The sequence below is a fragment of the Bartonella sp. B23 genome (genome assembly GCF_053793815.1).
On the sequence record NZ_CP200033.1, the window covers coordinates 46,868 to 72,613 of the forward strand.

A 25,746-nucleotide genomic window follows, 5' to 3' on the forward strand; every position below is an offset into this window, starting at 1 on the left:
TTAGTAAGACTCATATTGAAAGAAAATATCTCATTGATAGGGGGGCGTGCCCGTGCGTACAAAACAAGATGAAAACATAAAAGCATATCTATGCTATTACATCGCAGTGCATAAAACAAAAACACGCTTAAAAAGTCTAAAACTTCTAAAAAACTCAAAGTTTTATTAAGAATTTCGACTCTGCAATCTGCTCATTATTGAGAAAAAACACTCCTTACTAAATATTGCACACCGTTTTCTTAGGAATCTTAAAAAAATTTTCCTCAAGTAAAAAGCTTTTAGCATCTAAAACACAGGAAACATCTTACCTAAAGTTTACAATAACTAACCACCATAAGAATCAAAATATGTTCTTTCTATGTCAACAAAACACATTTCCTAATTTTCCTACTCAGGATCTTACTACGGAAAGTATATGCAAAATGAAAATAAAAGACTCAAAATCTCCTCGCTCTAAGCATTCATCTCCAGCCTTAAATGCCGCTGGGAAGGACCAATAGCGCTGAAATGTGGTTTTTTTATGTTTTGTATGCGTTTTTAAATTTTTTTCATTGGAGAGTTTGTCATGAAAAAATTGTATGCCACACGAATAGCGAGTAATTTGAAATATTTTCGTTTTTCTCTCGTTAATGTTTTTTTGTCTGCTGCAGTGATTGTGCTGTTATCAAGTGTTTTTCCTGTTTTTGCGGGAAATTTTGATTTAGTAGAGCAATTTCTTCAGAGCATGAAAAATGCGACGGCTGTTTATTCTCAAGCAAACGATAGGAGTATTGTTTCTGCTTATGATAATCATGACAGCGATGTGGATCTCTATGACAATCCTAGTTCGTCAAAAGCAAGATATTTAACGGCGCTGAATAGGCTGGGAGCGTCTTTTGCTAATGACAGCGACTATGTAAATTTTTTAGTTAAGATGTTTTTCGAAAAAAGTGAGAAGAGTAAGTCTAATACGGATATTTTGACAGCAGATAGTAATCTTGTACGAAATGGCATGTACGATATTGGGCAAACAATAAATGAACTACCTATTGCTTTTCAGAGGAGTGTGGGTCTGAATCTTGTAAACCGAGACCTTGAAAAGGGGCAGGACAGTTTAAAAGCTATAGACATTAACGTCAATTACAGCGGATTTAGGGCCCCTGAGGCTCAATTCGGAGGTGCAATTGCTATTGGTTCTGGTGCCAAAGTTAGAAAAGTTGGTGGCGAAGGCGAATTTAGTTCTGCAGTTGTTGCAATTGCTATTGGTGTTAACGCCACAGTTGAAAATGGGGGTTCTATTGCTTTTGGTGAGAAGGCCAGGGCTTTAAATAATGGTGCGATTGCTGTTGGTTCTAATGCCGTGAGTAGTGGTATGTCCGCGGTTACTATTGGTGTGTCTTCCAGTGTTAGTGGTATCCACTCGGTTGCTATTGGTAACGGGGTCCAGGTTAGTGGTGACGATGCGTTTGCTTTGGGTCCTTTTTCCGAAGCTAAAGCTAACAATGCGACTGCTATTGGTTATAAAGCCAGCGCTTCAGCTTTAAATGCGTTTGCTTTTGGTCGTGACGCCGAAGCTACAGGTAACAGTGCGACTGCTATTGGTTATAAAGCCAGCGCTTCAGCTTTAAATGCGTTTGCTTTTGGTAATAGAGCCGAAGCTTCAGCTGAGGGTGCGTTTGCTTTTGGTGCTGGTGCCAAAGCTGTAGATCCCAATTCGATTGTTTTTGGTACTGGTGCCGGAGCTTCAGGTAGCAGTTCGATCGCTGTTGGTCATGAAGCCAACGCTAAAGGTGAAGATGCGATTTCTATTGGTCATGGTGCCAGCATTGTTGAGCAATCTAAACAAGCTATTGCTATTGGTGCTAATGCTACCGTATCACAAGGTAACCTTGGTGATGGTAGCAATGGTCTCGGTGCGATTGCTATTGGTGCTAATGCCAGCACTGATGGTCGTGGTGCGTTTGCTCTTGGTTTTGATGCATATAGCAGCATTAATGGTATTGCTGTTGGTTCATCTTCATACTCTATGTCGGGGTCGGTTGCTATTGGTCATAAAGCGAAAGTTACAGGTTCAGGCTCGGTTGCTATTGGTTCTGAAGCAAGCACTCAGAGCATTAACGTGGTTGTTGTTGGTGAGAGGGCGCATGCCTCGGATAGAGATGCGGTTGTTATTGGTTCTCAAGCGAAGGCAGAGAGCAAATCTGCGGTTGCTGTTGGTTTTGGTGCATCAGTGACGGTCGAAGATGGTATTGCTATAGGATACCGTTCTAATTCTGTAACTGCATCTGGTGTTGTGGGTTATGGTTATATCGAGCCGGACGATCTGGGTTTAGGTCGCACGGAAAAAGATGTATCAATTAGTCCCGTGTGGCAGTCCACTAAGGGTGCATTCAGCGTTGGTCAATTTAAGAAAGATGGAACTCTTATAGCGTCACGCCAGATTACAGGAGTGGCAGCTGGCACACAGGACTATGATGCGGTAAATGTTGCGCAGCTAAAAGCTCTGGAAAAAACAGGTTGGAAACTCTCTGTTGATGGTTCCGATAAGGGGGATGTTGGCCTTGGCTTGCAGTCCGGTGTGGATTTTTCAAGCGAAGATGGTAATGTAAAAATTAACCATTCAGGCGGTGGCGAAGACGCAAAAAATAAGCTAGACTTTACTTTATCTGATGACCTTAAGCTTAAGGATATGTCAGCCGAAAGTATATCAGCCAAACTTATAACATCTGACGGTTTCAAATCTGGTGATGTTGTTTTTAACGCAACAGGTCTTGCAATTGGTCAGAACGGCCCAAAAGTAACGGCTGCTGGTTTTGATGCTGCAAATAAAAAGATTACAAATGTAGAGGCTGGCACTGAAGCTACCGATGCGGTGAACTTTGCACAATTGCAGGAAGTAAAACAGCAAGTAGCATCCAACGGTTTTGTTAAGCAAGATTCCAGTACCAAGATCATCACGATTGGTGCGGATACAGATGGCGATAAAATTGATATTACCAACAAGAGTGAAGGCCTTCGTATCCTCTCTGGTATAAATGGTGGTAAAATCTCTGAAAATTCCACAGAAGCAATCACTGGTGGTCAGGTTTATTCTATGCAGAGCACGCTTGCGACCTATTTTGGTGGTGGTGCTGGCTATAATGAAGAAGGCGAATGGACTGCTCCAACATTCAAGGTTAAAATAGTTAAGAATGATGGTAGTTCTGAAGAGAAAAGTTATGATAATGTAGCTGAAGCTTTCACAGAGGTTGGCAATTCTTTGACGAATGTTAACAATGATATAACCACCATTAAAAATGACATAACCACTGTTAAAAATGATATAACTAGCGTTAAAAATGACATAACCACTCAGATCAATAATGAGATTAACAATGTGAAAGGTGATTTTCTTGTTAGGCAAGATGAAGAAACGCATGTTATCACCATTGGTAAGGGAGTAGAAGGTGATGAGATCAGCATTGCAAATAGCGGTGATGAAGATCGGACTCTTTCTGGCGTAAAGGCAGCCACACAGGGTAATGAAGCTGTTAATAAAGATCAGCTTGATAAAGGTTTAGCGGATCTTTCCGACAGTCTTCAGTCTGGTAATTCTGCAGTTGTTCTTTATGATAAGAAAAAAGATGATGAAAATGGCGCTATTGATTACACGAGTGTAACTTTTGGTGGTCAAGATAATGAAGCCGTTGGTTTGCACAATGTAGCCAATGGTGAGATTGCTAAGGATTCGCGTGATGCAATCACCGGTGATCAGATTAACACCATCTCTCAAGATGTTGCCAAATTTTTAGGTGGTAGTGCGTCATTTGAGAACGGCACTTTTACAGCTCCGACCTATAAAATATCTCAGATTAATGCAGATGGTTCTTCTAAAAAGAATACTCATCACGATGTTGGGTCTGCTTTTGAAGATCTTGATACAAGTGTCAGTAATGTGAATAGTCATCTCACGGAAACTATTGAGGAATTTAATCAAAAAATCACCAATATAAATCAAGAGGTTAAAGGTGATGCCCTTTTGTGGAGCGAGTCTGAGAATGCCTTTGTTGCGCAGCATATGGTAGGAAATGAAATGATAGACCGCAAGATTACGCATCTTGCAGATGGTGATATCGGTGAAAACTCAACCGATGCAATCAACGGTGGTCAGGTTTATTCTATGCAGAGCACGCTTGCGACCTATTTTGGTGGTGGTGCTGGCTATAATGAAGAAGGCGAATGGACTGCTCCAACATTCAAGGTTAAAATAGTTAAGAATGATGGTAGTTCTGAAGAGAAAAGTTATGATAATGTAGCTGAAGCTTTCACAGAGGTTGGCAATTCTTTGACGAATGTTAACAATGATATAACCACTGTTAAAAATGATATAACTAGCGTTAAAAATGACATAACCACTCAGATCAATAATGAGATTAACAATGTGAAAGGTGATTTTCTTGTTAGGCAAGATGAAACTACGCATGTTATCACCATTGGTAAGGAAGTAGAAGGTGGCGAGATCAGCATTGCAAATAGCAGTGATGGAGATCGGACTCTTTCCGGCGTAAAGGCAGCTGAGAAAGGTAATGAAGCTGTTAATAAAGATCAGTTTGATCAAGGTTTGAAAGATCTTTCCAGCAGTCTTCAGTCTGGTGATTCTGCAGTTGTTCTTTATGATAAGAAAAAAGGTGGCGCTATTGATTACACGAGTGTAACTTTTGGCGGTAAAAATAAGGAAGCTGTGGGTTTACACAATGTAGCCGATGGTAAAATTGCTGAGGGTTCACGTGATGCAATCACCGGTGGTCAGATCAATACCATCTCTCAGGAAGTTGCTCAATTTTTAGGTGGTAATACATTATTTGAGAACGGCACTTTTACAGCTCCGACCTATAACTTATCTCAGATTAATGCAGATGGTTCTTCCGAAGAGAAGACTCATAACGATGTTGGGTCTGCTTTTGAGGATCTTGATACGAGTATCAAGAATGTAAATCAGCGTATTGAAAATATTTCTCAGGGTGTTGCTCAGGATTCTTTGTTATGGAGCGAGTCTGACAGTGCCTTTATTGCGCAGCATATGGTAGGAGATGAAAAGACAGACAGCAAGATTACGCATCTTGCAGATGGTGATATCGGTGAAAACTCAACCGATGCAATCAACGGTGGTCAGGTTTATTCTATGCAGAGCACGCTTGCGACCTATTTTGGTGGTGGTGCTGGCTATAATGAAGAAGGCGAATGGACTGCTCCAACATTCAAGGTTAAAATAGTTAAGAATGATGGTAGTTCTGAAGAGAAAAGTTATGATAATGTAGCTGAAGCTTTCACAGAGGTTGGCAATTCTTTGACGAATGTTAACAATGATATAACCACTGTTAAAAATGATATAACTAGCGTTAAAAATGACATAACCACTCAGATCAATAATGAGATTAACAATGTGAAAGGTGATTTTCTTGTTAAGCAAGATGAAGAAACGCATGCTATCACCATTGGTAAGGAAGTAGAAGGTGATGGGATCAACATTGCAAATAGCAGCAATGGAGATCGGACTATTTCCGGCGTAAAGGCAGCCACACAGGATAATGAAGCTGTTAACAAAGGTCAGTTTGATCAAGGTTTGAAAGATCTTTCCGACAGTCTTCAGTCTGGTAATTCTGCAGTTGTTCTTTATGATAAGAAAAAAGATGATGAAAATGGCGCTATTGATTACACGAGTGTAACTTTTGGTGGTCAAGATAATGAAGCCGTTGGTTTGCACAATGTAGCCAATGGTGAGATTGCTAAGGATTCGCGTGATGCAATCACCGGTGATCAGATTAACACCATCTCTCAAGATGTTGCCAAATTTTTAGGTGGTAGTGCGTCATTTGAGAACGGCACTTTTACAGCTCCGACCTATAAAATATCTCAGATTAATGCAGATGGTTCTTCTAAAAAGAATACTCATCACGATGTTGGGTCTGCTTTTGAAGATCTTGATACAAGTGTCAGTAATGTGAATAGTCATCTCACGGAAACTATTGAGGAATTTAATCAAAAAATCACCAATATAAATCAAGAGATTAAAGGTGATGCCCTTTTGTGGAACGAGTCTGAGAATGCCTTTGTTGCGCAGCATATGGTAGGAAATGAAATGATAGACCGCAAGATTACGCATCTTGCAGATGGTGATATCGGTGAAAACTCAACCGATGCAATCAACGGTGGTCAGGTTTATTCTATGCAGAGCACGCTTGCGACCTATTTTGGTGGGGATGCCGGTTATAATGAAGAAGGCGAATGGACTGCTCCAACATTCAAGGTTAAAATAGTTAAGAATGATGGTACTTCTGAAGAAACAAGTTATGATAATGTAGCTGAAGCTTTCACAGAGGTTGGCAATTCTATCACGAATGTTAACGATAATATAACCACTGTTAAAAATGAGCTAACCAGTCAGATTAATAGTGAGATTAGCAATATGAAAGGTGATCTTCTTGTTAAGCAAGATGAAACTACGCATGTTATCACCATTGGTAAGGAAGTAGAAGGTGGCGAGATCAGCATTGCAAATAGCAGTGATGGAGATCGGACTCTTTCCGGCGTAAAGGCAGCTGAGAAAGGTAATGAAGCTGTTAATAAAGATCAGTTTGATCAAGGTTTGAAAGATCTTTCCAGCAGTCTTCAGTCTGGTGATTCTGCAGTTGTTCTTTATGATAAGAAAAAAGGTGGCGCTATTGATTACACGAGTGTAACTTTTGGCGGTAAAAATAAGGAAGCTGTGGGTTTACACAATGTAGCCGATGGTAAAATTGCTGAGGGTTCACGTGATGCAATCACCGGTGGTCAGATCAATACCATCTCTCAGGAAGTTGCTCAATTTTTAGGTGGTAATACATTATTTGAGAACGGCACTTTTACAGCTCCGACCTATAACTTATCTCAGATTAATGCAGATGGTTCTTCCGAAGAGAAGACTCATAACGATGTTGGGTCTGCTTTTGAGGATCTTGATACGAGTATCAAGAATGTAAATCAGCGTATTGAAAATATTTCTCAGGGTGTTGCTCAGGATTCTTTGTTATGGAGCGAGTCTGACAGTGCCTTTACTGCGCAGCATATGGTAGGAGATGAAAAGACAGACAGCAAGATTACGCACCTTGCAGATGGTGATATCGGTGAAAACTCAACCGATGCAATCAACGGTGGTCAGGTTTATTCTATGCAGAGCACGCTTGCGACCTATTTTGGTGGTGGTGCTGGCTATAATGAAGAAGGCGAATGGACTGCTCCAACATTCAAGGTTAAAGTAGTTAAGAATGATGGTAGTTCTGAAGAGAAAAGTTATGATAATGTAGCTGAAGCTTTCACAGAGGTTGGCAATTCTATCACGAACGTTAATGATAATATAAGCACTGTTAAAAATGAGCTAACCACTCAGATCAATAATGAGATTAACAATGTGAAAGGTGATTTTCTTGTTAAGCAAGATGAAGAAACGCATGTTATCACCATTGGTAAGGAAGTAGAAGGTGATGGGATCAACATTGCAAATAGCAGTAATGAAGATCGGACTATTTCCGGCGTAAAGGCAGCCACACAGGGTAATGAAGCTGTTAATAAAGATCAGCTTGATAAAGGTTTAGCGGATCTTTCCGACAGTCTTCAGTCTGGTAATTCTGCAGTTGTTCTTTATGATAAGAAAAAAGATGATGAAAATGGCGCTATTGATTACACGAGTGTAACTTTTGGTGGTCAAGATAATGAAGCCGTTGGTTTGCACAATGTAGCCAATGGTGAGATTGCTAAGGATTCGCGTGATGCAATCACCGGTGATCAGATTAACACCATCTCTCAAGATGTTGCCAAATTTTTAGGTGGTAGTGCGTCATTTGAGAACGGCACTTTTACAGCTCCGACCTATAAAATATCTCAGATTAATGCAGATGGTTCTTCTAAAAAGAATACTCATCACGATGTTGGGTCTGCTTTTGAAGATCTTGATACAAGTGTCAGTAATGTGAATAGTCATCTCACGGAAACTATTGAGGAATTTAATCAAAAAATCACCAATATAAATCAAGAGATTAAAGGTGATGCCCTTTTGTGGAACGAGTCTGAGAATGCCTTTGTTGCGCAGCATATGGTAGGAAATGAAATGATAGACCGCAAGATTACGCATCTTGCAGATGGTGATATCGGTGAAAACTCAACCGATGCAATCAACGGTGGTCAGGTTTATTCTATGCAGAGCACGCTTGCGACCTATTTTGGTGGGGATGCCGGTTATAATGAAGAAGGCGAATGGACTGCTCCAACATTCAAGGTTAAAATAGTTAAGAATGATGGTACTTCTGAAGAAACAAGTTATGATAATGTAGCTGAAGCTTTCACAGAGGTTGGCAATTCTATCACGAATGTTAACGATAATATAACCACTGTTAAAAATGAGCTAACCAGCCAGATTAATAGTGAGATTAGCAATATGAAAGGTGATCTTCTTGTTAAGCAAGATGAAACTACGCATGCTATCACGATTGGTAAGGAAGTAGAAGGTGATGAGATCAGCATTGCAAATAGCAGTAATGCGGATCGGACTATTTCCGGCGTAAAGGCAGCCACACAGGATAATGAAGCTGTTAACAAAGGTCAGTTTGATCAAGGTTTGAAAGATCTTTCCGACAGTCTTCAGTCTGGTGATTCTGCAGTTGTTCTTTATGATAAGAAAAGAGGTGGCGCTATTGATTACACGAGTGTAACTTTTGGCGGTAAAAATAAGGAAGCTGTGGGTTTACACAATGTAGCCGATGGTAAAATTGCTGAGGGTTCACGTGATGCAATCACCGGTGGTCAGATCAATACCATCTCTCAGGAAGTTGCTCAATTTTTAGGTGGTAATACATTATTTGAGAACGGCACTTTTACAGCTCCGACCTATAACTTATCTCAGATTAATGCAGATGGTTCTTCCGAAGAGAAGACTCATAACGATGTTGGGTCTGCTTTTGAGGATCTTGATACGAGTATCAAGAATGTAAATCAGCGTATTGAAAATATTTCTCAGGGTGTTGCTCAGGATTCTTTGTTATGGAGCGAGTCTGACAGTGCCTTTATTGCGCAGCATATGGTAGGAGATGAAAAGACAGACAGCAAGATTACGCATCTTGCAGATGGTGATATCGGTGAAAACTCAACCGATGCAATCAACGGTGGTCAGGTTTATTCTATGCAGAGCACGCTTGCGACCTATTTTGGTGGTGGTGCTGGCTATAATGAAGAAGGCGAATGGACTGCTCCAACATTCAAGGTTAAAGTAGTTAAGAATGATGGTAGTTCTGAAGAGAAAAGTTATGATAATGTAGCTGAAGCTTTCACAGAGGTTGGCAATTCTATCACGAACGTTAATGATAATATAAGCACTGTTAAAAATGAGCTAACCACTCAGATCAATAATGAGATTAACAATGTGAAAGGTGATTTTCTTGTTAAGCAAGATGAAGAAACGCATGTTATCACCATTGGTAAGGAAGTAGAAGGTGATGGGATCAACATTGCAAATAGCAGTAATGAAGATCGGACTATTTCCGGCGTAAAGGCAGCCACACAGGGTAATGAAGCTGTTAATAAAGATCAGCTTGATAAAGGTTTAGCGGATCTTTCCGACAGTCTTCAGTCTGGTAATTCTGCAGTTGTTCTTTATGATAAGAAAAAAGATGATGAAAATGGCGCTATTGATTACACGAGTGTAACTTTTGGTGGTCAAGATAATGAAGCCGTTGGTTTGCACAATGTAGCCAATGGTGAGATTGCTAAGGATTCGCGTGATGCAATCACCGGTGATCAGATTAACACCATCTCTCAAGATGTTGCCAAATTTTTAGGTGGTAGTGCGTCATTTGAGAACGGCACTTTTACAGCTCCGACCTATAAAATATCTCAGATTAATGCAGATGGTTCTTCTAAAGAGAATACTCATAACGATGTTGGGTCTGCTTTTGAAGATCTTGATACAAGTGTCAGTAATGTGAATAATCATCTCACGGAAACTATTGAGGAATTTAATCAAAAAATCACCAATATAAATCAAGAGATTAAAGGTGATGCCCTTTTGTGGAGCAAGTCTGAGAATGCTTTTGTTGCAAAACATGGTGATGATGGTGAAAAAACAGATAGCAAGATTACGCATCTTGCAGATGGTGATATCATTAAAAACTCAACCGATGCAATCAACGGTGGTCAGGTTTATTCTATGCAGAGCACGCTTGCGACCTATTTTGGTGGTGGTGCCGGTTATGACGCGGAAGGAAAGTGGAATGCTCCAACATTCAAGGTTAAAATAGTTAAGAATGATGGTACTTCTGAAGAAACAAGTTATGATGATGTAGCTGAAGCTTTCGCAGGGGTTGGCAATTCTATCACGAATGTTAACAATGATATAAACACTGTTAAAAATGAGCTAACTAATCAGATTAATAGTGAGATTAGCAATATGAAAGGTGAGAGCCTTGTTAAGCAAGATGAAACTACGCATGTTATCGCAATTGGAGGTGAAAAAAACGGAACTGAAATTACTCTTACAAACATTGATGGAGCTGCACGGACTCTCTCTGGTGTAAAAGCAGGAGCGCTTTCAGAAAGCTCAACGGATGCAGTGAATGGTTCACAGCTTTATTCGATGAGCAACACGTTTGCGACCTATTTTGGTGGTGGTGCCGGTTATGATGCGGAAGGAAAGTGGAATGCTCCAACATTCAAGGTTAAAATAGTTAAGAATGATGGTACTTCTGAAGAAACAAGTTATGATGATGTAGCTGAGGCTTTCGCAGGGGTTGGCAATTCCATCACGAATGTTAACAATGATATAAACACTGTTAAAAATGAGCTAACTAATCAGATTAATAGTGAGATTAGCAATATGAAAGGTGAGAGCCTTGTTAAGCAAGATGAAACTACGCATGTTATCGCAATTGGAGGTGAAAAAAACGGAACTGAAATTACTCTTACAAACATTGATGGAGCTGCACGGACTCTCTCTGGTGTAAAAGCAGGAGCGCTTTCAGAAAGCTCAACGGATGCAGTGAATGGTTCACAGCTTTATTCGATGAGCAACACGTTTGCGACCTATTTTGGTGGTGATGCTGGTTATGATGCGGAAGGAAAGTGGAATGCTCCAACATTCAAGGTTGAGACAGTTAAGAGTGATGGCACTTCCGAAGAGATAAGTTATGATAATGTAGCTGAGGCTTTCGCAGGGGTTGGTAGCTCTATCACGAATGTTAAAAATGAGCTCACTAACCAGATTAATAGTGAGATTAGCAATATGAAAGATGAGAGCCTTGTTAAGCAAGATGAAACTACGCATGTTATCGCAATTGGGGGTGAAAAAAACGGAACTGAAATTACTCTTGCAAACATTGATGGAGCTGCACGGACTCTCTCTGGTGTAAAAGCAGGAGCGCTTTCAGAAAGCTCAACGGATGCAGTGAATGGTTCACAGCTTTATTCGATGAGCAACACGTTTGCGACCTATTTTGGTGGTGATGCTGGTTATGATGCGGAAGGAAAGTGGAATGCTCCAACATTCAAGGTTGAGACAGTTAAGAGTGATGGCACTTCCGAAGAGATAAGTTATGATAATGTAGCTGAGGCTTTCGCAGGGGTTGGCAATTCCATCACGAATGTTAAAAATGAGCTAACTAACCAGATTAATAGTGAGATTAGCAATGTGAAAGATGAGAGCCTTGTTAAGCAAGATGAAACTACGCATGTTATCGCAATTGGGGGTGAAAAAAACGGAACTGAAATTACTCTTGCAAACATTGATGGAGCTGCACGGACTCTCTCTGGTGTAAAAGCAGGAGCGCTTTCAGAAAGCTCAACGGATGCAGTGAATGGTTCACAGCTTTATTTTATGAGTAATCAGCTTGCTGCTTATTTTGGTGGTGGTGCTGGCTATAAGAACGGGGAATGGGTGTCTCCTACCTTTACAGTTATGGCTTTCAATACTGATGGCACAGCTACTGAGGTAAGCCATGGTAATGTTTCAGCTGCTTTTGATGGCGTCAATGGAAGTATGTCGAGTATCAACGACCGCATTGGTGATGTTGAAAAAAATGTTGCCTCAAATGGTTTAAATTGGAATGAGGCAGAAGGAGCTTATGACGGTCGTCATGATGGGGTAGACGGCAAGATTACGCATGTAGCGGATGGTAAAGTAGAAGAAGGCTCGAAAGATGCTGTAAATGGGGGTCAGCTTTGGGAGACGAATCAGAAAGTTACAGAAGTTGAAAACAAGGTTACAGCAGTTGAAGACAAGGTAAATGCTATTGATCAACAGGTACAAGGTATAGCCGTTACCGCAGATGGTGCTGTTCAGTATGATAAAGATGATGATGGAAACAGAAAGAACAGCATCACGTTAATTGGTGGAGATGAAAGTGCTCCAGTATTGATGGATAATGTTGCGGATGGCAAAATTGAGACAGGTTCTAAGGAAGCAGTTAATGGAGGCCAGTTGCATGATTATACTGAACAGCAGATGCAGATAGTTCTTGATGATGCGAAAAAGTATACGGATGAACATTTAACGAGTGCTATGGAGAATGTTTTGAATGATGCGCAAGCCTACACCGATATGAAGTTTGAAGTGTTGAGTCAGGGTATTCAAGATGTTCGTAAGGAAGCGAGACAGGCAGCGGCTATAGGTTTGGCTGTGTCTAATTTGCGTTACCACGATACACCTGGATCTTTAAGTCTTTCATTTGGTACGGGTATCTGGCGTAGTCAGTCGGCTTTTGCTATTGGAGCGGGTTATACTTCTGAAGATGGACGTATTCGTTCTAATATATCCGCAACAAGTGCTGGAGGTCACTGGGGAATTGGCGCAGGAATTACTCTGAGGATGAGATAGTATAATAATGAAAAAAAAGGATATCATTATAAAAAAGCAAAATATTTTGGTAAATATTCTGTTCGTCCTTGCCTTAATGGGTAAGGACGAAAGTCTTGCCAACGAGAACAATAGCATTTATACGGTGCATCCACCGCACCTATCTGTTCCTAAGGGGGAGCCTGGTGAAATACGCCGAATCATTATGCAGTTTCATCATTGGACTTTGATTTGCGATGAAAAACAAAATCTTAAACAGGGTATATGTAATGTGACGCAGACCGTTCATGATCAGGAAGATAATACTATTTTTAGCTGGTCTCTTGTTTCTACGAAAAACGGTCAACCAATAATGCTCTTTAGAACATTACCAAATGCTGATACAAATGTCCCTATCCGAATGTTTATGGAAGGTGTTAAAAATCCTATCCTTATTCATTATACGCAATGTAGTAAAACAGTTTGTTTGGCACAATCGCCTGTAGAATCAATTTTTAGTAAACAAATAGAGCAGAACAAGAAAGTACGTATTTCCTATAAGGTTAAAGAAGGAAAAATATTTTCTTTCACCGTGCCATTTAAAGGGCTGAGTGCAGCACTTTATTCTTTACAATGATAGACTGTATAGAGTCCTTTTAGCGGGTGTTATTTTTTTATAAATCATTACATTGTATTTTCAGATTTGAATGAAGAGTACAATGCAGTAAGAGGCTTTACACAACCATTATGTAGAGATATTTTATTCAAATTATGGTGCATTTTACAGATGTGAAATCGCAATGAGTTATTTGTATGTAATAGAAAATCAAGATAAAATTTTTCCACAGGGCTTATAGAGTGAATTACGTTAGTGTTTAACAGTGAAAATTGCTGAGAGTAAGCAGTTTAAAATAGCAGAAATACCCATCTCTTGGATAAGGGATGAGTTGATTTATTTCTGTAAAAGCTTATTGTAGATTTTTAGAGAGATTTTATTTGATATCAACAACTCTCAATTGAAGTATTATAGTAGTTTTGAGGCTAATAGTCTAAAGAGTTTAGTCATTCTGTACAATACAATTACAATGCTGCCATTGTATGAATACGGATGAGAGTTATAGTTCAAAAACTCTCGAGGAGTATGAATTTATCTTTTTACAATAGAGATACACTCCATTTGAGTTATATGAAAAGAGGTTAGCAAATTACAAAAACAGATGTAAATCTAAACAATTAATTTATAATTTCAAGTACATAAAGAGAGATACGACTTTACAGGAATAACCAAAAGATTATTCAAAAAGCTGGATAATATTAGATCAGAAAATCTTGATGAAAAACAGATAATTTTCTTGATATTGGTGATTGGATGCCGCATTGTTGCGTTTAGCTTTAATGTTAACAGAATAGTTCTCGCGTTTAATTATTTGGGGGAAGAGCGCTCAAAGGATAAAGAAAAATGACTCCGTTAGATTATGGTGTAAAAAGGCCAAAGCGAGGGAGAACGTACAATACTAAAACAAAACAATTGTACAGTCACTATGGTGGCAATCGAAGTAATCATTCTGCATTATTACAGACAGAGACGTGCTCTACTTCTGTCGGTATAAAGGAACAACAGCGAAAAAAACATTGTAAACAGAAACGGGTATTTCTTCAATCGGATACAGCTTTTGAATTTCACGATCGAGCAATTGTAGATGTCAAAAAAAACAAAAGTTTTAACAAGCCTTTTTTTTCACAGTTTTCTCAATTAGAATCTCTGCCTCTTTATGCGGCACTTGATTTAGGAACGAATAATTGCCGTCTCCTTATCGCATCTCCCAGTAAATTAGGGTATTTTAAGGTTGTTGATGCTTTTTCACGTATCGTACGATTGGGAGAAGGTTTAGTAAACAACGGTTTTCTTAATGCAAAAGCAATGAATAGGGCGATTGAAGCGTTAAAAATTTGTCGTTTAAAGCTACAACAAAGGCGTATTAAGCGTTATCGTTTGGTTGCAACGGAAGCTTGTCGTTCGGCAAAAAATGGCAGATATTTTATTCAACGCGTTTTGGAGGAGACAGGCCTTGAATTAGAAATTGTTGATCGGAAAACAGAAGCGCGCCTTGCTGTTTCGGGTTGCGGTACACTTGTTGAGCCGAATACTGACGCAATCGTGCTTTTTGATATTGGTGGGGGATCATCAGAAATTGTGCTCCTTGATGTTTCCAAAAAGCGTTCTTTACGTTTAACTGAACAAATTACGGCATGGACTTCACTTCCTGTTGGTGTTGTCACCCTTGCTGAGCGTTTTGGAGGAAACGATGTTAATTTAGATGATTTTGAAAAGATGAAAAGTTATGTGCGAAGTTTGTTAAATAATTTTTCAGGACGTTATAAATTGGGGACTCTAGCTCAAGGATCAAAGTTTCATCTTTTGGGAACTTCTGGAACAATTACGACTTTAGCAGGAATGCACCTTAATTTAGAACGCTATGATCGAAGGCAAGTTGATGGCATTTGGATGAATGATGCAGATATTACTTTGATAATGGAGCGCTTATTGTCATGGGACATCACAAAACGTGCAAATAATCCTTGCATTGGGCGAAAAAGAGCAGATTTAATTTTAGCTGGCTGTGCAATTTTAGATGTTATTCGAGAAGTTTGGCCCAGTCAACGATTAAGAGTTGCTGATCGTGGATTGAGAGAAGGAATTTTGATAGAGTTGATGTTACGCGATGGTGTATGGTGTCAAGATAGGAAAGAAAAAAGCTTCAAACGCTAGCAGTTAGCGGAATACGGAGACAATAAATAGCTATGAAAAAAATGATAAAAACACCGACTGGCGGATATGGTGGTTCAGGATCGCGTGAATTATATCAACGTGTAAAGAAAAAAGCAGGAACCATTAAAGCATCGTCGCGACGATGGTTAGAGAGGCATCTCAATGATCCTTATGTTCATCAGTCAAAAGTGAATGGTTATCGTTCGCGCGCGGCTTATAAATTAGTCGAAATTAATGAACGCTATAAGTTTCTCAAAAAAAATCAAAAGATTATTGATCTGGGAGCGGCACCGGGTGGTTGGTGTCAAGTGGCTGGGCATATAGTAGGATCAAATGATGAAAAGCCTAGCGTTGTTGGTATTGATTATTTGCATGTTGATCCATTGCCTGGAGTTGTGATGCTGGAAATGGATTTTTTGCATGCAGATGCACCGCAGAAACTAATTAACGCTTTAGGGACAAAGCCGGATGTAGTACTTTCTGATATGGCTGCACCAACGACAGGTCATCGCCAAACGGATCATTTAAGGACGATTTATTTATGTGAAGTTGCTGCCGATTTTGCTCTTTCAGTTCTTAGACCTGGAGGACATTTTCTATCAAAGACTTTTCAAGGTGGAGCAGAAAATACCCTTCTCACTACATTAAAGCAGAACTTTAAAACAGTCCATCATGTCAAACCACCTGCGAGCCGAACAGAATCAGTTGAGTTATATCTTTTAGCACTCGAATTTAAGGAAGAAACAGTAAACAAACAGTAATTTCTTTTTCAGAAGGTTTAGGCCAACTTCTTTATCTAAATGTAATGATATTTTCAACCAGTGTTCAGCGAGCCTACTTATTGGTTTTTCTTTTGTCAATAATGAAAAACTGGTAAAACTGATGTATTGCTTGTAGAGGTAGGAGGATTGATTCCTCAGTGAGCGTTTCCAATGAAATTTCTTGATCAAGCTAAAGTCTATATTCGTTCTGGTAATGGAGGAGCAGGGGCAGTATCATTTCGTCGTGAAAAATTCGTAGAATTTGGAGGGCCTGATGGAGGAAATGGAGGACGGGGTGGTGATGTTTGGGCTCTCGTTGTTGATGGACTTAACACCTTAGTTGACTATCGCTACCAGCAGCATTTTAGAGCAAAAACAGGGGGGCATGGTAAAGGGCGTAACATGACGGGTAAAAAGGGTGATGATATTATCCTTAAAGTGCCAGTTGGGACGCAAATTTTTGAAGAAGATAATACGACATTAATTTGTGATTTAATGGAAGTTGGACAACGTTACCGTCTTGCAAAAGGTGGGAATGGTGGTTTTGGGAATCTTCATTTTACGACATCTACGAATCTGGCACCTCGCCATGCAAATCCAGGTTTGGCTGGAGAAGAGCGCATACTTTGGCTTCGCTTGAAGTTAATTGCTGATGCGGGACTGATTGGGTTGCCAAATGCTGGAAAATCAACTTTTTTAGCTTCCGTGACAGCTGCAAAGCCAAAAATTGCAGACTATCCTTTTACCACTCTCTATCCTCATCTTGGTGTTGCACGCGTTGATACTCGTGAATTTGTTTTGGCTGATATTCCCGGTCTAATTGAAGGGGCACATGAAGGTGTGGGGATCGGATATCGTTTTTTAGGGCATGTAGAACGTTGTCGTGTTTTATTTCATTTGATTTCTGCTCAAGAAGAAGATGTAGCAAGAGCATATCAGATTGTGCGTAATGAACTCGAAGTATATGGCAATAATCTAAGCAATAAGGCTGAGGTTATAGCTTTAAGCCAGATAGATACTCTCTCCGTTGAAGAGCGTAAAGCTAAACAAGAGATTTTGCAAAGAGAAACGGGTAAATCTGTGATGATGTTTTCTGCGGTTAGTCGCGAAGGTTTAGAAAATGTGCTACGTGCAGGCGCGCATACTATTGAAATGGCATGCAAAGAGGATGTTGATAAGGATAGCAGGATTGAGTAAAATGGCAGTTGGGTTGCAAAAGCTTTCAAACTATAAACGCATTGTGGTCAAGGTGGGATCTGCACTTTTAGTTGATCCTCAGATGGGTTTACGGGCTGAATGGCTTAAAAGTTTAATAAGTGATATTGTTAAATTGCATCAAAATGGCGTTGAGATCTTATTGGTATCTTCAGGAGCTATTGCTTTAGGGAGAACGTTACTCCATCTTCCTAAGGGGGCTTTGAAATTAGAAGAGAGTCAGGCATGTGCTGCTTTGGGGCAAATTGAATTGGCTAAAACATATGGCGATGCACTTTCTCAATATGGATTAAAAACGGGTCAAATTTTACTTACTCTGTTTGATACGGAAGAGCGACGACGGTATCTTAATGCACGTGCTACGATTAATGTGCTTTTGCGCTTTGGAGTAGTGCCTGTTATTAATGAGAATGATACTGTCGCAACAAGTGAAATTCGCTATGGTGATAATGATCGTTTAGCGGCACGAGTAGCAACAATGATGGGGGCAGATCTTTTGATACTTTTATCAGATATTGATGGCCTTTATACGAAGTCTCCACATCTTGATCCAACGGCTGAATTTATACCTTTTATTGCTTCAATTACGGGTGATATCGAGAAAATGGCAGATGTTGCTGCTTCAGAATTTTCTCGAGGAGGAATGAAGACAAAACTTGATGCTGGAAAAATAGCAAATTCCGCTGGAACGGCTATGATTATTACTTCAGGTAAGCGTATAAACCCTCTTGCAGCGATTGATAGAGGAGAGCGCGGAAGTTTTTTTGCTGCTAGTGAAAAGCCTATAAATGCTTGGAAAACTTGGATTTCTGGTCATTTAGAACCCTCTGGCATTTTGACGATTGATCAAGGAGCCGTTCAAGCCCTTGAATTTGGAAAATCTTTATTGGCTGCAGGAGTTATAGCGGTTGACGGGGTATTCCATCGTGGAGATACCGTTGCGATTATTGATACAAATGGAGTTGAGATTGCGCGTGGGCTTGTGAGTTATGGCAAAGATGAGGTTGCGCGCATTATGGGGCGTAAAAGCGAAGAAATTGAATCTATTCTCGGATATGAAGCGCGTTCTGCTATAGTGCATCGCAATGATATGGTCTTACGCTGCTCGGCTCATTCTGCTTAAGAAAGTTATCTTTTACCTTATTTATTGTTTTGGCAGAGTGGATGATGATATGACTTTAGAAGAACAAATGAAGGACATGGGGCGAAAAGCACGTCGTGCTGCTGTAGCATTAGCGGTTATGTCTTCTGAACAAAAGAACAAAGCCTTGGAAATTATAGCTTCGCATTTAGAGGCTCGGTCAGATGAAATTTTAAGAGCTAATTATCAAGATTTAGAGAATGCTGCTCAAAATAATTTAAAAGCAGCGATGATTGATCGATTAAAGTTAGATGAAGGGCGTTTGCATGCAATCATAGATTGTGTCCGCCAAGTTGCTTGTTTGCCTGATCCTGTTGGACAAGTGATAAGTGAATGGACACGTCCAAATGGGCTTCATATCAGTCGTATTCGTACATCTCTTGGTGTGATTGGTATTATTTATGAGAGTCGGCCAAATGTTACCATTGATGCAAGTGTTTTGTGCTTAAAAGCTGGAAATGCTGCAATTTTACGTGGTGGTTCGGACAGTTTTCATTCTGCTCAGGCACTTCATTCTGCGTTGGTAAAAGGATTGGAGGAGGCTGGTTTATCTAAAGATGCTATTCAAATGGTTGGAACGAAAGATCGCAATGCCGTTGGAGAAATGCTAAAAGGATTGAATGGAGCGATTGACGTGATTGTGCCTCGTGGAGGAAAAAGTCTTGTTGCACGTGTTCAATCTGATGCACGTGTTCCAATTTTTGCACATTTAGAAGGACTTTGTCATATTTATATTGATAAATCAGCAGATTTAAATATGTCTCGTGATATTGTACTGAATGCAAAATTGCGGCGTACAGGCATATGTGGAGCTGTTGAAACAGTCTTAATTGACAGCCAAGCATTACAAAAGTTTTTTCCTGTTCTTTTAGCTTTACAGGAGAAGGGATGTGAAATTCGTGCAACAGAAGACGTTGTTTTGTTAATGCCAGAGGCTAAATTAGCCTCTGAAGAAGATTGGTCGCAGGAATATCTTGATGCAATTCTTTCTGTTAAAACGGTTGAGGGTGTTGAGGGAGCTATTGCTCATATCAAACGTTATTCATCAGGACATACTGAATCTATTATTGCTGAGGATATGGTTGTGGTGGAGAAATTTTTTAATCATTTGGATTCTGCCATTTTATTGCACAATGCATCTACGCAATTTGCTGATGGAGGAGAATTTGGTTTTGGAATGGAAATTGGTATCGCGACAGGAAAAATGCATGCGCGTGGTCCCATAGGTGTTGAACAATTAACATCATTTCAATATCATATTAGAGGAAATGGGCAAATTAGACCTTGAAACAGCTATTTTTTCCATGGAAGGATCGTATGCCACATGTGGAAAGATCCAACGTTATTGGTCTTTTTGGTGGGTCCTTTAATCCACCGCATGCTGGACATCTTCTTGTTGCAAAAATTGCAATTCGGCGTTTACGTCTTGATCAATTATGGTGGATGGTAACGCCAAGTAATCCTTTAAAAGATAATACACATTTACCATCTTTAGAGGAAAGAATGCGATTAAGTATTGAACTGATTGATCATCCAAAGATTCGTGTAACAGGTTTTGAGAAAACTATAGGTAGCACAGTATCGGTAGATACGATTTCTCATATTCTTGCGTATTGCCGTGGGGTGCGTTTTGTTTGGATTATGGGAGCAGATAGTTTGGCAACATTTCATCACTGGTATCGGTGGCGTGATATCATATCTATGCTTCCTGTTGCGATTATCGATCGCCCTTTTGTGCATATGGCGGCACTATCTTCTCCTATGGCACACATTTACCGTTTTTTTCGTTTAGACGAGAGAGAGAGTATACGATTACCTTTTATGAAACCACCGTCCTGGACTTATTTGCATGGACCTTTGTCTTTTCAGTCTTCGATGAATCTTCGTCTAAAGAAGAATAATTTTTCTTGAAAATTTTATAAGATTCTGCTTCTCTATTCCAAATAATAAGAAAGGATATTAGTCTGGAAAACGTTTCACAAAAATATGCTTGCAGTATTGTACCTTCTGCAGAGAAAAAAGTCTTTTCTGCCAGTCATGGTCTTAAAATTATTCTCAAAAGTTTAGAGGATACAAAAGCAGAAGATATAGTCTCCATTAATATTCAGGGGAGGTCGTCTTTAGCTGATTATATGGTCATAGCTTCAGGAAATTCGCAGCGTCATGTATCTTCTGTTGCTGATCATTTGTTATGTGCTTGGAAAGACAGTGGATACGGCCGAGAAAGCGTGGAAGGGCTTTCTGGAGGTGATTGGGTATTAATTGATACAGGCGATATTATCGTTCATCTTTTTCGTCCAGAAGTTCGCCTCTTTTATAATTTAGAAAAGATGTGGCTCGCTCCTGACTTAGACAATACAAAATCGGTTCTCTTCGGAGATCGTTGATATGCAAATTTCTATTTTTGCTGTTGGTCGTATGAAGAAAGGGATGGAGCACAAATTGGTTGGCCATTATTTGGATCGTTTTTCTAAAAGTTCTGGCGCAGTGGGGTTTCATTTTAAAACACTCCATGAGATATCGGAAAGTCGTGCTCAGACAGTTTATCAACGCATGGAAGAAGAGGGGAGGAGACTCATTGGATTTTTGCCTGAAAGGTGTCGATTAATTGTATTAGATGAGCGTGGAAAATCAATTTCATCATCTGCTTTTTCTGAAAAATTAGAGTCTTATCGTGATGAAGGTGTTCGTGATGTCATCATTGCTTTGGGAGGGCCTGATGGGCATAATGAGCAGATAAGAAATCGTGCTGATTTCCTTTTATCTTTTGGTTTTATGACGTGGCCCCATCAGATTGCACGTATACTTCTTACAGAACAGCTTTACCGTGCTGTAACAATTGCAAGCAATCATCCTTATCATCGTGTTTAACATTTTTATGCAATTTTTTGTATCTATTAATACATTTATTAATATTGTTTTAGCTGACACTATTTAAAGCATCATTACCGATTTATACGATGATGTCTAATGGTTGGGTAAATGAAGAAGCTTCTTCATAGAAAGATGCAACGTTTATATGAGGAATGTGTGATATTTATCGTGCTGTTCTTGAGTGTAGTCTTTTGCTTTTCTATATCGCATGCTGAAGATACAATAAGCAGTGTGGAGGAAGCGCATAAAGCATTGGTGAAAATTCACCAAAATATTTCGCTCTCGCGTGAGCGGGTTGCTCTTCTTACGCGTCAAGTTGAAGGTTTAAAAAAAGATCAGCGTGCTCTGAGCGATGCACTAATAAAAGCTGCTAAAACAGAACGTATGATAACAAATGATATTGTCGAAAGAGAAAAAAAGCTAAAAAAAATGATAGAAAAGCGGGCACAAGTTCATAAAAATTTAACAAGTCGTCGTGCTGAATTTGCAGAAGTTCTTGCCATCTTAGAGCGTATGGGGTTGAATCCTCCTCCTGCTCTCATGGTACGGCCTGAGAATGTGTTAAATTCTGTACGCAGTTTTGTCTTATTAGGAGCTTTCGTACCTCAGATGCAAGAGAAAACACAGGCCTTAAAAGAAAGCCTTAAGGAGTTGACCAATTTGAGCAATTCAATAGCCATGGACTATGCAGCACTAAAGACTAAAATGCAAAATCAAGTAGAGGAGCGAAAGCATTTAGAGCTTTTATTAGATAAAAAAGCAAAATTGCAAAAAAAATCAGAGAAAGAACTTACAGAGCAGCAACACAAAAACATTGTTCTTGCTAAGAAAGCGCAGTCTTTAGAAGAATTAATTTTAGAGCTTGATCGCCAATCAAAATTTAGTTTTGATACATCGATACAGGTACAGAAAAATTTGCAGTTATTAGAGCAGTCCAATTTTGAAAGTCGAAAAGGTTCTTTGCTTTTGCCTGTTTTGGGAAAAAGAGTGCAGCATACTTATAATAGTTCGCAGATTACACGCTTTGGTGAAATGATTGAAACAGAAGCAGCTGCTGTTGTTATATCTCCTGTGGATGCTCTTGTTGCTTTTGCTGGGCCATTTCGTTCTTATGGGCAGTTAGTTATTCTCAATGTTGGAAATGGTTATCATATTGTTCTTATTGGGATGTCGAAAATCAACGTAAGTCAGGGGCAGTTTGTTCTTGCTGGCGAACCTCTTGGAGCGATGGGGATGCAATTTATTGCGAACAGTGTTTCATTGGATATAGGCAAAACTGCTCCAATGCTTTACATTGAGTTTAGAAAGCAGGGGAAGCCTGTGAATCCAACTCCTTGGTGGCGGACTGAAAAAACGAGAAGGAACCAAAATGATTCGTAAAGTTATTCTTTTGGTCGCTGGGGTATTGCTCGGCGCCAGTTCAATGATAATGGTGCAGTCTGTTGCTGCCAATAATGAAAATGATGCGTATAAAGAGCTGGTTCTATTTGGCGATATTTTTGAGCGCGTACGTATGCAATACGTAACGGTTCCAGATGATAAAAAGCTTATTGAAAATGCTGTCAATGGGATGCTCACCTCACTTGATCCCCATTCATCTTATATGAACGCACAAGAAGCTAAGGAGATGCGAGATTCTACGAAGGGAGAATTCGGAGGTCTTGGTATTGAAGTCACTATGGAGAAAGGCTTAATTAAAGTTGTTTCCCCAATGGATGATACACCTGCCTCAAAAGCAGGGATTTTTGCAGGGGATCTCATTTCAAAAATTGATGGTGTACAGACGAGTGGTCATACATTGAATGAAGCTGTTAATAAGATGCGAGGCGCTCCTGGAACACCGATTACGTTATCAATTATCCGTTCTGGTATTGATAAACCGCTTGAAATTAAGGTTGTCCGTGATATCATCAAGATAAAGGCGGTGAAATACCGCGTTGAGGGTGATATTGGCTATTTAAGACTTATTCAGTTCTCGGAGCAGACTTTTGGCAATCTTCGGGCTGCAATTGAAGATATTCAGTCTAAAATTCCTCAAGATAAGTTAAAGGGTTATGTTCTTGATTTGCGACTTAATCCTGGTGGGCTTTTAGATCAGGCTGTGAGTGTTTCGAGTGCCTTTCTTAATCAAGGTGAGATTGTGTCGACTCGTGGGCGCAAAAAGAGTGATGTGACAAGATTCGATGCTAAGCCAGGGGATATCATCAATGGAAAACCTCTCATTGTTCTCATTAATGGTGGTTCGGCAAGTGCTTCTGAAATTGTTGCAGGTGCACTACAAGACCATCGTCGTGCAACAATTTTAGGTACGCAATCTTTTGGCAAGGGATCTGTTCAAACGATTATTCCTCTGGGTGAAAGTGGCGCTTTACGCTTAACAACAGCACTTTATTATACGCCATCTGGTACTTCAATTCAAGGAACTGGAATTACACCTGATATTATTGTAGAGCAACCACTCCCTGAAAAATATAAAGGTTATGATGTAAAGATTGGTGAATCTGCATTAAAAGGGCACATCAAAGGGAAGCGAGAAAACAATAAAGGATCTGGCTCAGCTGCTTTTGTTCCACAAGATCCTAAGGATGATGTTCAATTGCATGAGGCTTATAAGTTGTTGCGGGGTGAAATGGCAAATGCAGCATTTCCACCAGATCCCAATAAGGGTATTTTAAAGTGAGAAGAAGTGTGTACAGTTTATGCTTTTTTTGGGGAATTGAATGAATGCAGTTGTTAATTTGATGGCTCTTCCTTATCGGAAATGTGTTGGAATCCTTGTCTTTAATTATGAGGGTAAAGTTTGGGTTGGGCGTCGTTTAATGGCGTGCGTTCATACAGAGACTGAGATATCTCATCGTTGGCAACTTCCTCAAGGGGGGATCGATGAAGGTGAAGAGCCGTTGGATGCAGCGCGTCGTGAACTTTATGAAGAAACGAGTATTCGATCTGTAAAGCTGATTAAGGAAGCAAAAGATTGGTTCTATTATGATTTTCCACAAGAACTTGTTGGGTGCACGTTAAGCAATAAATATCGTGGGCAAATACAAAAATGGTTTGCCTTTCAATTTACGGGCGATCTTTCTGAAATCGCGATAAATCCTCCGCCAGATGGTAATAAAGCAGAATTCGACCAGTGGAAATGGATTGATCTGGAAACTCTTCCTTCGATTGTTATTTCCTTTAAAAAGCATGTCTATAGAAAAGTTGTCAATGAATTTCGAGGTAGCCTTAAGCAATTATAAAAGCTATATAGCTGTATAAGGGTCTTTTTTTATCGAGATGCTTTATAATATATTTAATCATTAAAAGATAATAAAGATGTTTTTCTTTTGTGTAAAAAATTGGAATATAAGATGAAAAAGTTATTTAATTTACTTATGGTTTTTACTCTTTTGAGTGTTTCTTCTGTGGCATTTGCATCGGATTCAAAGCCAACTACAACAAAACCTGCAGCATCCACGTTACCTAATGGTGCTTCTTCTTTGACTGAAACATATAGTTTATGGAGTATTAACTGCGGTATACAAGAAGGAAAAAAGGTTTGTTTTATGCACCGTCAAGAGGTGAATGATCAGGGTCGTGTTGTCGTGGCTATGAATGTTATTCTCAAAGATGATGGTGTTGTCTCTGGTAATTTAACGGTGCCCTTTGGTATTTTAGTCTCCAAGCCTGTTCGTTTACAAGTTGATGAGGGCAAGGCTGCTATCGAAACCGGTATTCGGACGTGTGTACCAGCAGGTTGTATTGTTCCAATAGTGTTTGATAAAAATCACGTAGCAGCTCTACGTTCTGGAAAGCATTTGAAGTTGGCTATGACAATTGCCGCTCCAGGCGAACCACCTTTGAATGATTTATTCGTTCAGTTAAATGGTTTTAGCAATGCCCTTAATCGTTTGATTGCTTTGCAGAAATAATCTTAAAAAATATGACAGAAACGGCCTTGAAAGGCCGTTTTTGGTTGAGCGCTCATCATAACATGCTTATGATGAAAAAGGTAGAGCTGTTGTATGAAGGATATTCAGAGTTTTTTTTGAATGTTCTCAGATTGTTTGCAGTTGTTTTGTTTGACGAGCTATTTTTTGTTTTTCATATTTGTTTATTAGGTTCATCATCATTATAAGATAGAATAGAGACAAATAGTGAGAATGTTTTGATTTTTCTATTTATGGAAAAA

The 25,746-nt window shown here is 39.6% G+C and carries 14 protein-coding genes; all 14 read left to right on the top strand.

Going from position 1 to position 25,746, the window contains the following annotated elements; all coding sequences use genetic code 11:
* Window positions 1-565: 565 nt before the first annotated feature.
* Window positions 566-12,853, top strand: a complete 12,288-nt coding sequence (locus V4B17_RS00195; RefSeq protein WP_455479532.1) for a Vomp family autotransporter — start codon at window positions 566-568, stop codon at window positions 12,851-12,853.
* Between the two features lie 7 nt (window positions 12,854-12,860).
* The gene (locus V4B17_RS00200; protein ID WP_455479533.1) at window positions 12,861-13,448 is read left to right on the top strand and encodes an invasion associated locus B family protein; all 588 of its coding nucleotides are present in this window, start codon (window positions 12,861-12,863) and stop codon (window positions 13,446-13,448) included.
* An 822-nt stretch (window positions 13,449-14,270) separates the two neighbouring features.
* Window positions 14,271-15,581 carry a Ppx/GppA phosphatase family protein gene (locus tag V4B17_RS00205; RefSeq protein WP_455479534.1) on the top strand — a complete coding sequence of 437 codons (1,311 nt, stop codon included), beginning with the start codon at window positions 14,271-14,273 and terminating at the stop codon, window positions 15,579-15,581.
* Between the two features lie 32 nt (window positions 15,582-15,613).
* Complete coding sequence (locus V4B17_RS00210; RefSeq protein ID WP_455479535.1) at window positions 15,614-16,342, top strand: RlmE family RNA methyltransferase; 729 nt, start codon at window positions 15,614-15,616, stop codon at window positions 16,340-16,342.
* A gap of 171 nt (window positions 16,343-16,513) precedes the next feature.
* Window positions 16,514-17,539, top strand: a complete 1,026-nt coding sequence (gene obgE / locus V4B17_RS00215; protein WP_455479536.1) for a GTPase ObgE — start codon at window positions 16,514-16,516, stop codon at window positions 17,537-17,539.
* 1 nt (window position 17,540) lies between these two features.
* On the top strand, window positions 17,541-18,680 hold the full coding sequence (gene proB, locus V4B17_RS00220) for a glutamate 5-kinase (protein WP_455479537.1): 1,140 nt from the start codon (window positions 17,541-17,543) through the stop codon (window positions 18,678-18,680).
* A 49-nt stretch (window positions 18,681-18,729) separates the two neighbouring features.
* Window positions 18,730-19,986, top strand: a complete 1,257-nt coding sequence (locus V4B17_RS00225) for a glutamate-5-semialdehyde dehydrogenase (protein ID WP_455480220.1) — start codon at window positions 18,730-18,732, stop codon at window positions 19,984-19,986.
* Between the two features lie 29 nt (window positions 19,987-20,015).
* On the top strand, window positions 20,016-20,609 hold the full coding sequence (locus V4B17_RS00230; RefSeq protein ID WP_455479538.1) for a nicotinate-nucleotide adenylyltransferase: 594 nt from the start codon (window positions 20,016-20,018) through the stop codon (window positions 20,607-20,609).
* 32 nt (window positions 20,610-20,641) lie between these two features.
* Window positions 20,642-21,085: a ribosome silencing factor gene (rsfS, locus tag V4B17_RS00235; protein ID WP_455480221.1), complete on the top strand. Its 444-nt coding sequence runs from the start codon at window positions 20,642-20,644 to the stop codon at window positions 21,083-21,085.
* Window position 21,086: 1 nt separating this feature from the next.
* The gene (rlmH, locus tag V4B17_RS00240; RefSeq protein ID WP_455479539.1) at window positions 21,087-21,569 is read left to right on the top strand and encodes a 23S rRNA (pseudouridine(1915)-N(3))-methyltransferase RlmH; all 483 of its coding nucleotides are present in this window, start codon (window positions 21,087-21,089) and stop codon (window positions 21,567-21,569) included.
* Window positions 21,570-21,680: 111 nt separating this feature from the next.
* The gene (locus V4B17_RS00245; protein ID WP_455479540.1) at window positions 21,681-22,952 is read left to right on the top strand and encodes a murein hydrolase activator EnvC family protein; all 1,272 of its coding nucleotides are present in this window, start codon (window positions 21,681-21,683) and stop codon (window positions 22,950-22,952) included.
* Window positions 22,942-24,252: a S41 family peptidase gene (locus tag V4B17_RS00250; RefSeq protein WP_455479541.1), complete on the top strand. Its 1,311-nt coding sequence runs from the start codon at window positions 22,942-22,944 to the stop codon at window positions 24,250-24,252. Before V4B17_RS00245 ends, V4B17_RS00250 begins: the two co-directional genes overlap by 11 nt.
* 40 nt (window positions 24,253-24,292) lie before the next feature.
* Window positions 24,293-24,814, top strand: coding sequence for an RNA pyrophosphohydrolase (locus V4B17_RS00255; protein WP_455479542.1), 522 nt, complete (start codon window positions 24,293-24,295; stop codon window positions 24,812-24,814).
* A gap of 111 nt (window positions 24,815-24,925) precedes the next feature.
* Window positions 24,926-25,486, top strand: a complete 561-nt coding sequence (locus V4B17_RS00260; RefSeq protein WP_455479543.1) for an invasion associated locus B family protein — start codon at window positions 24,926-24,928, stop codon at window positions 25,484-25,486.
* Window positions 25,487-25,746 lie beyond the last annotated feature (260 nt).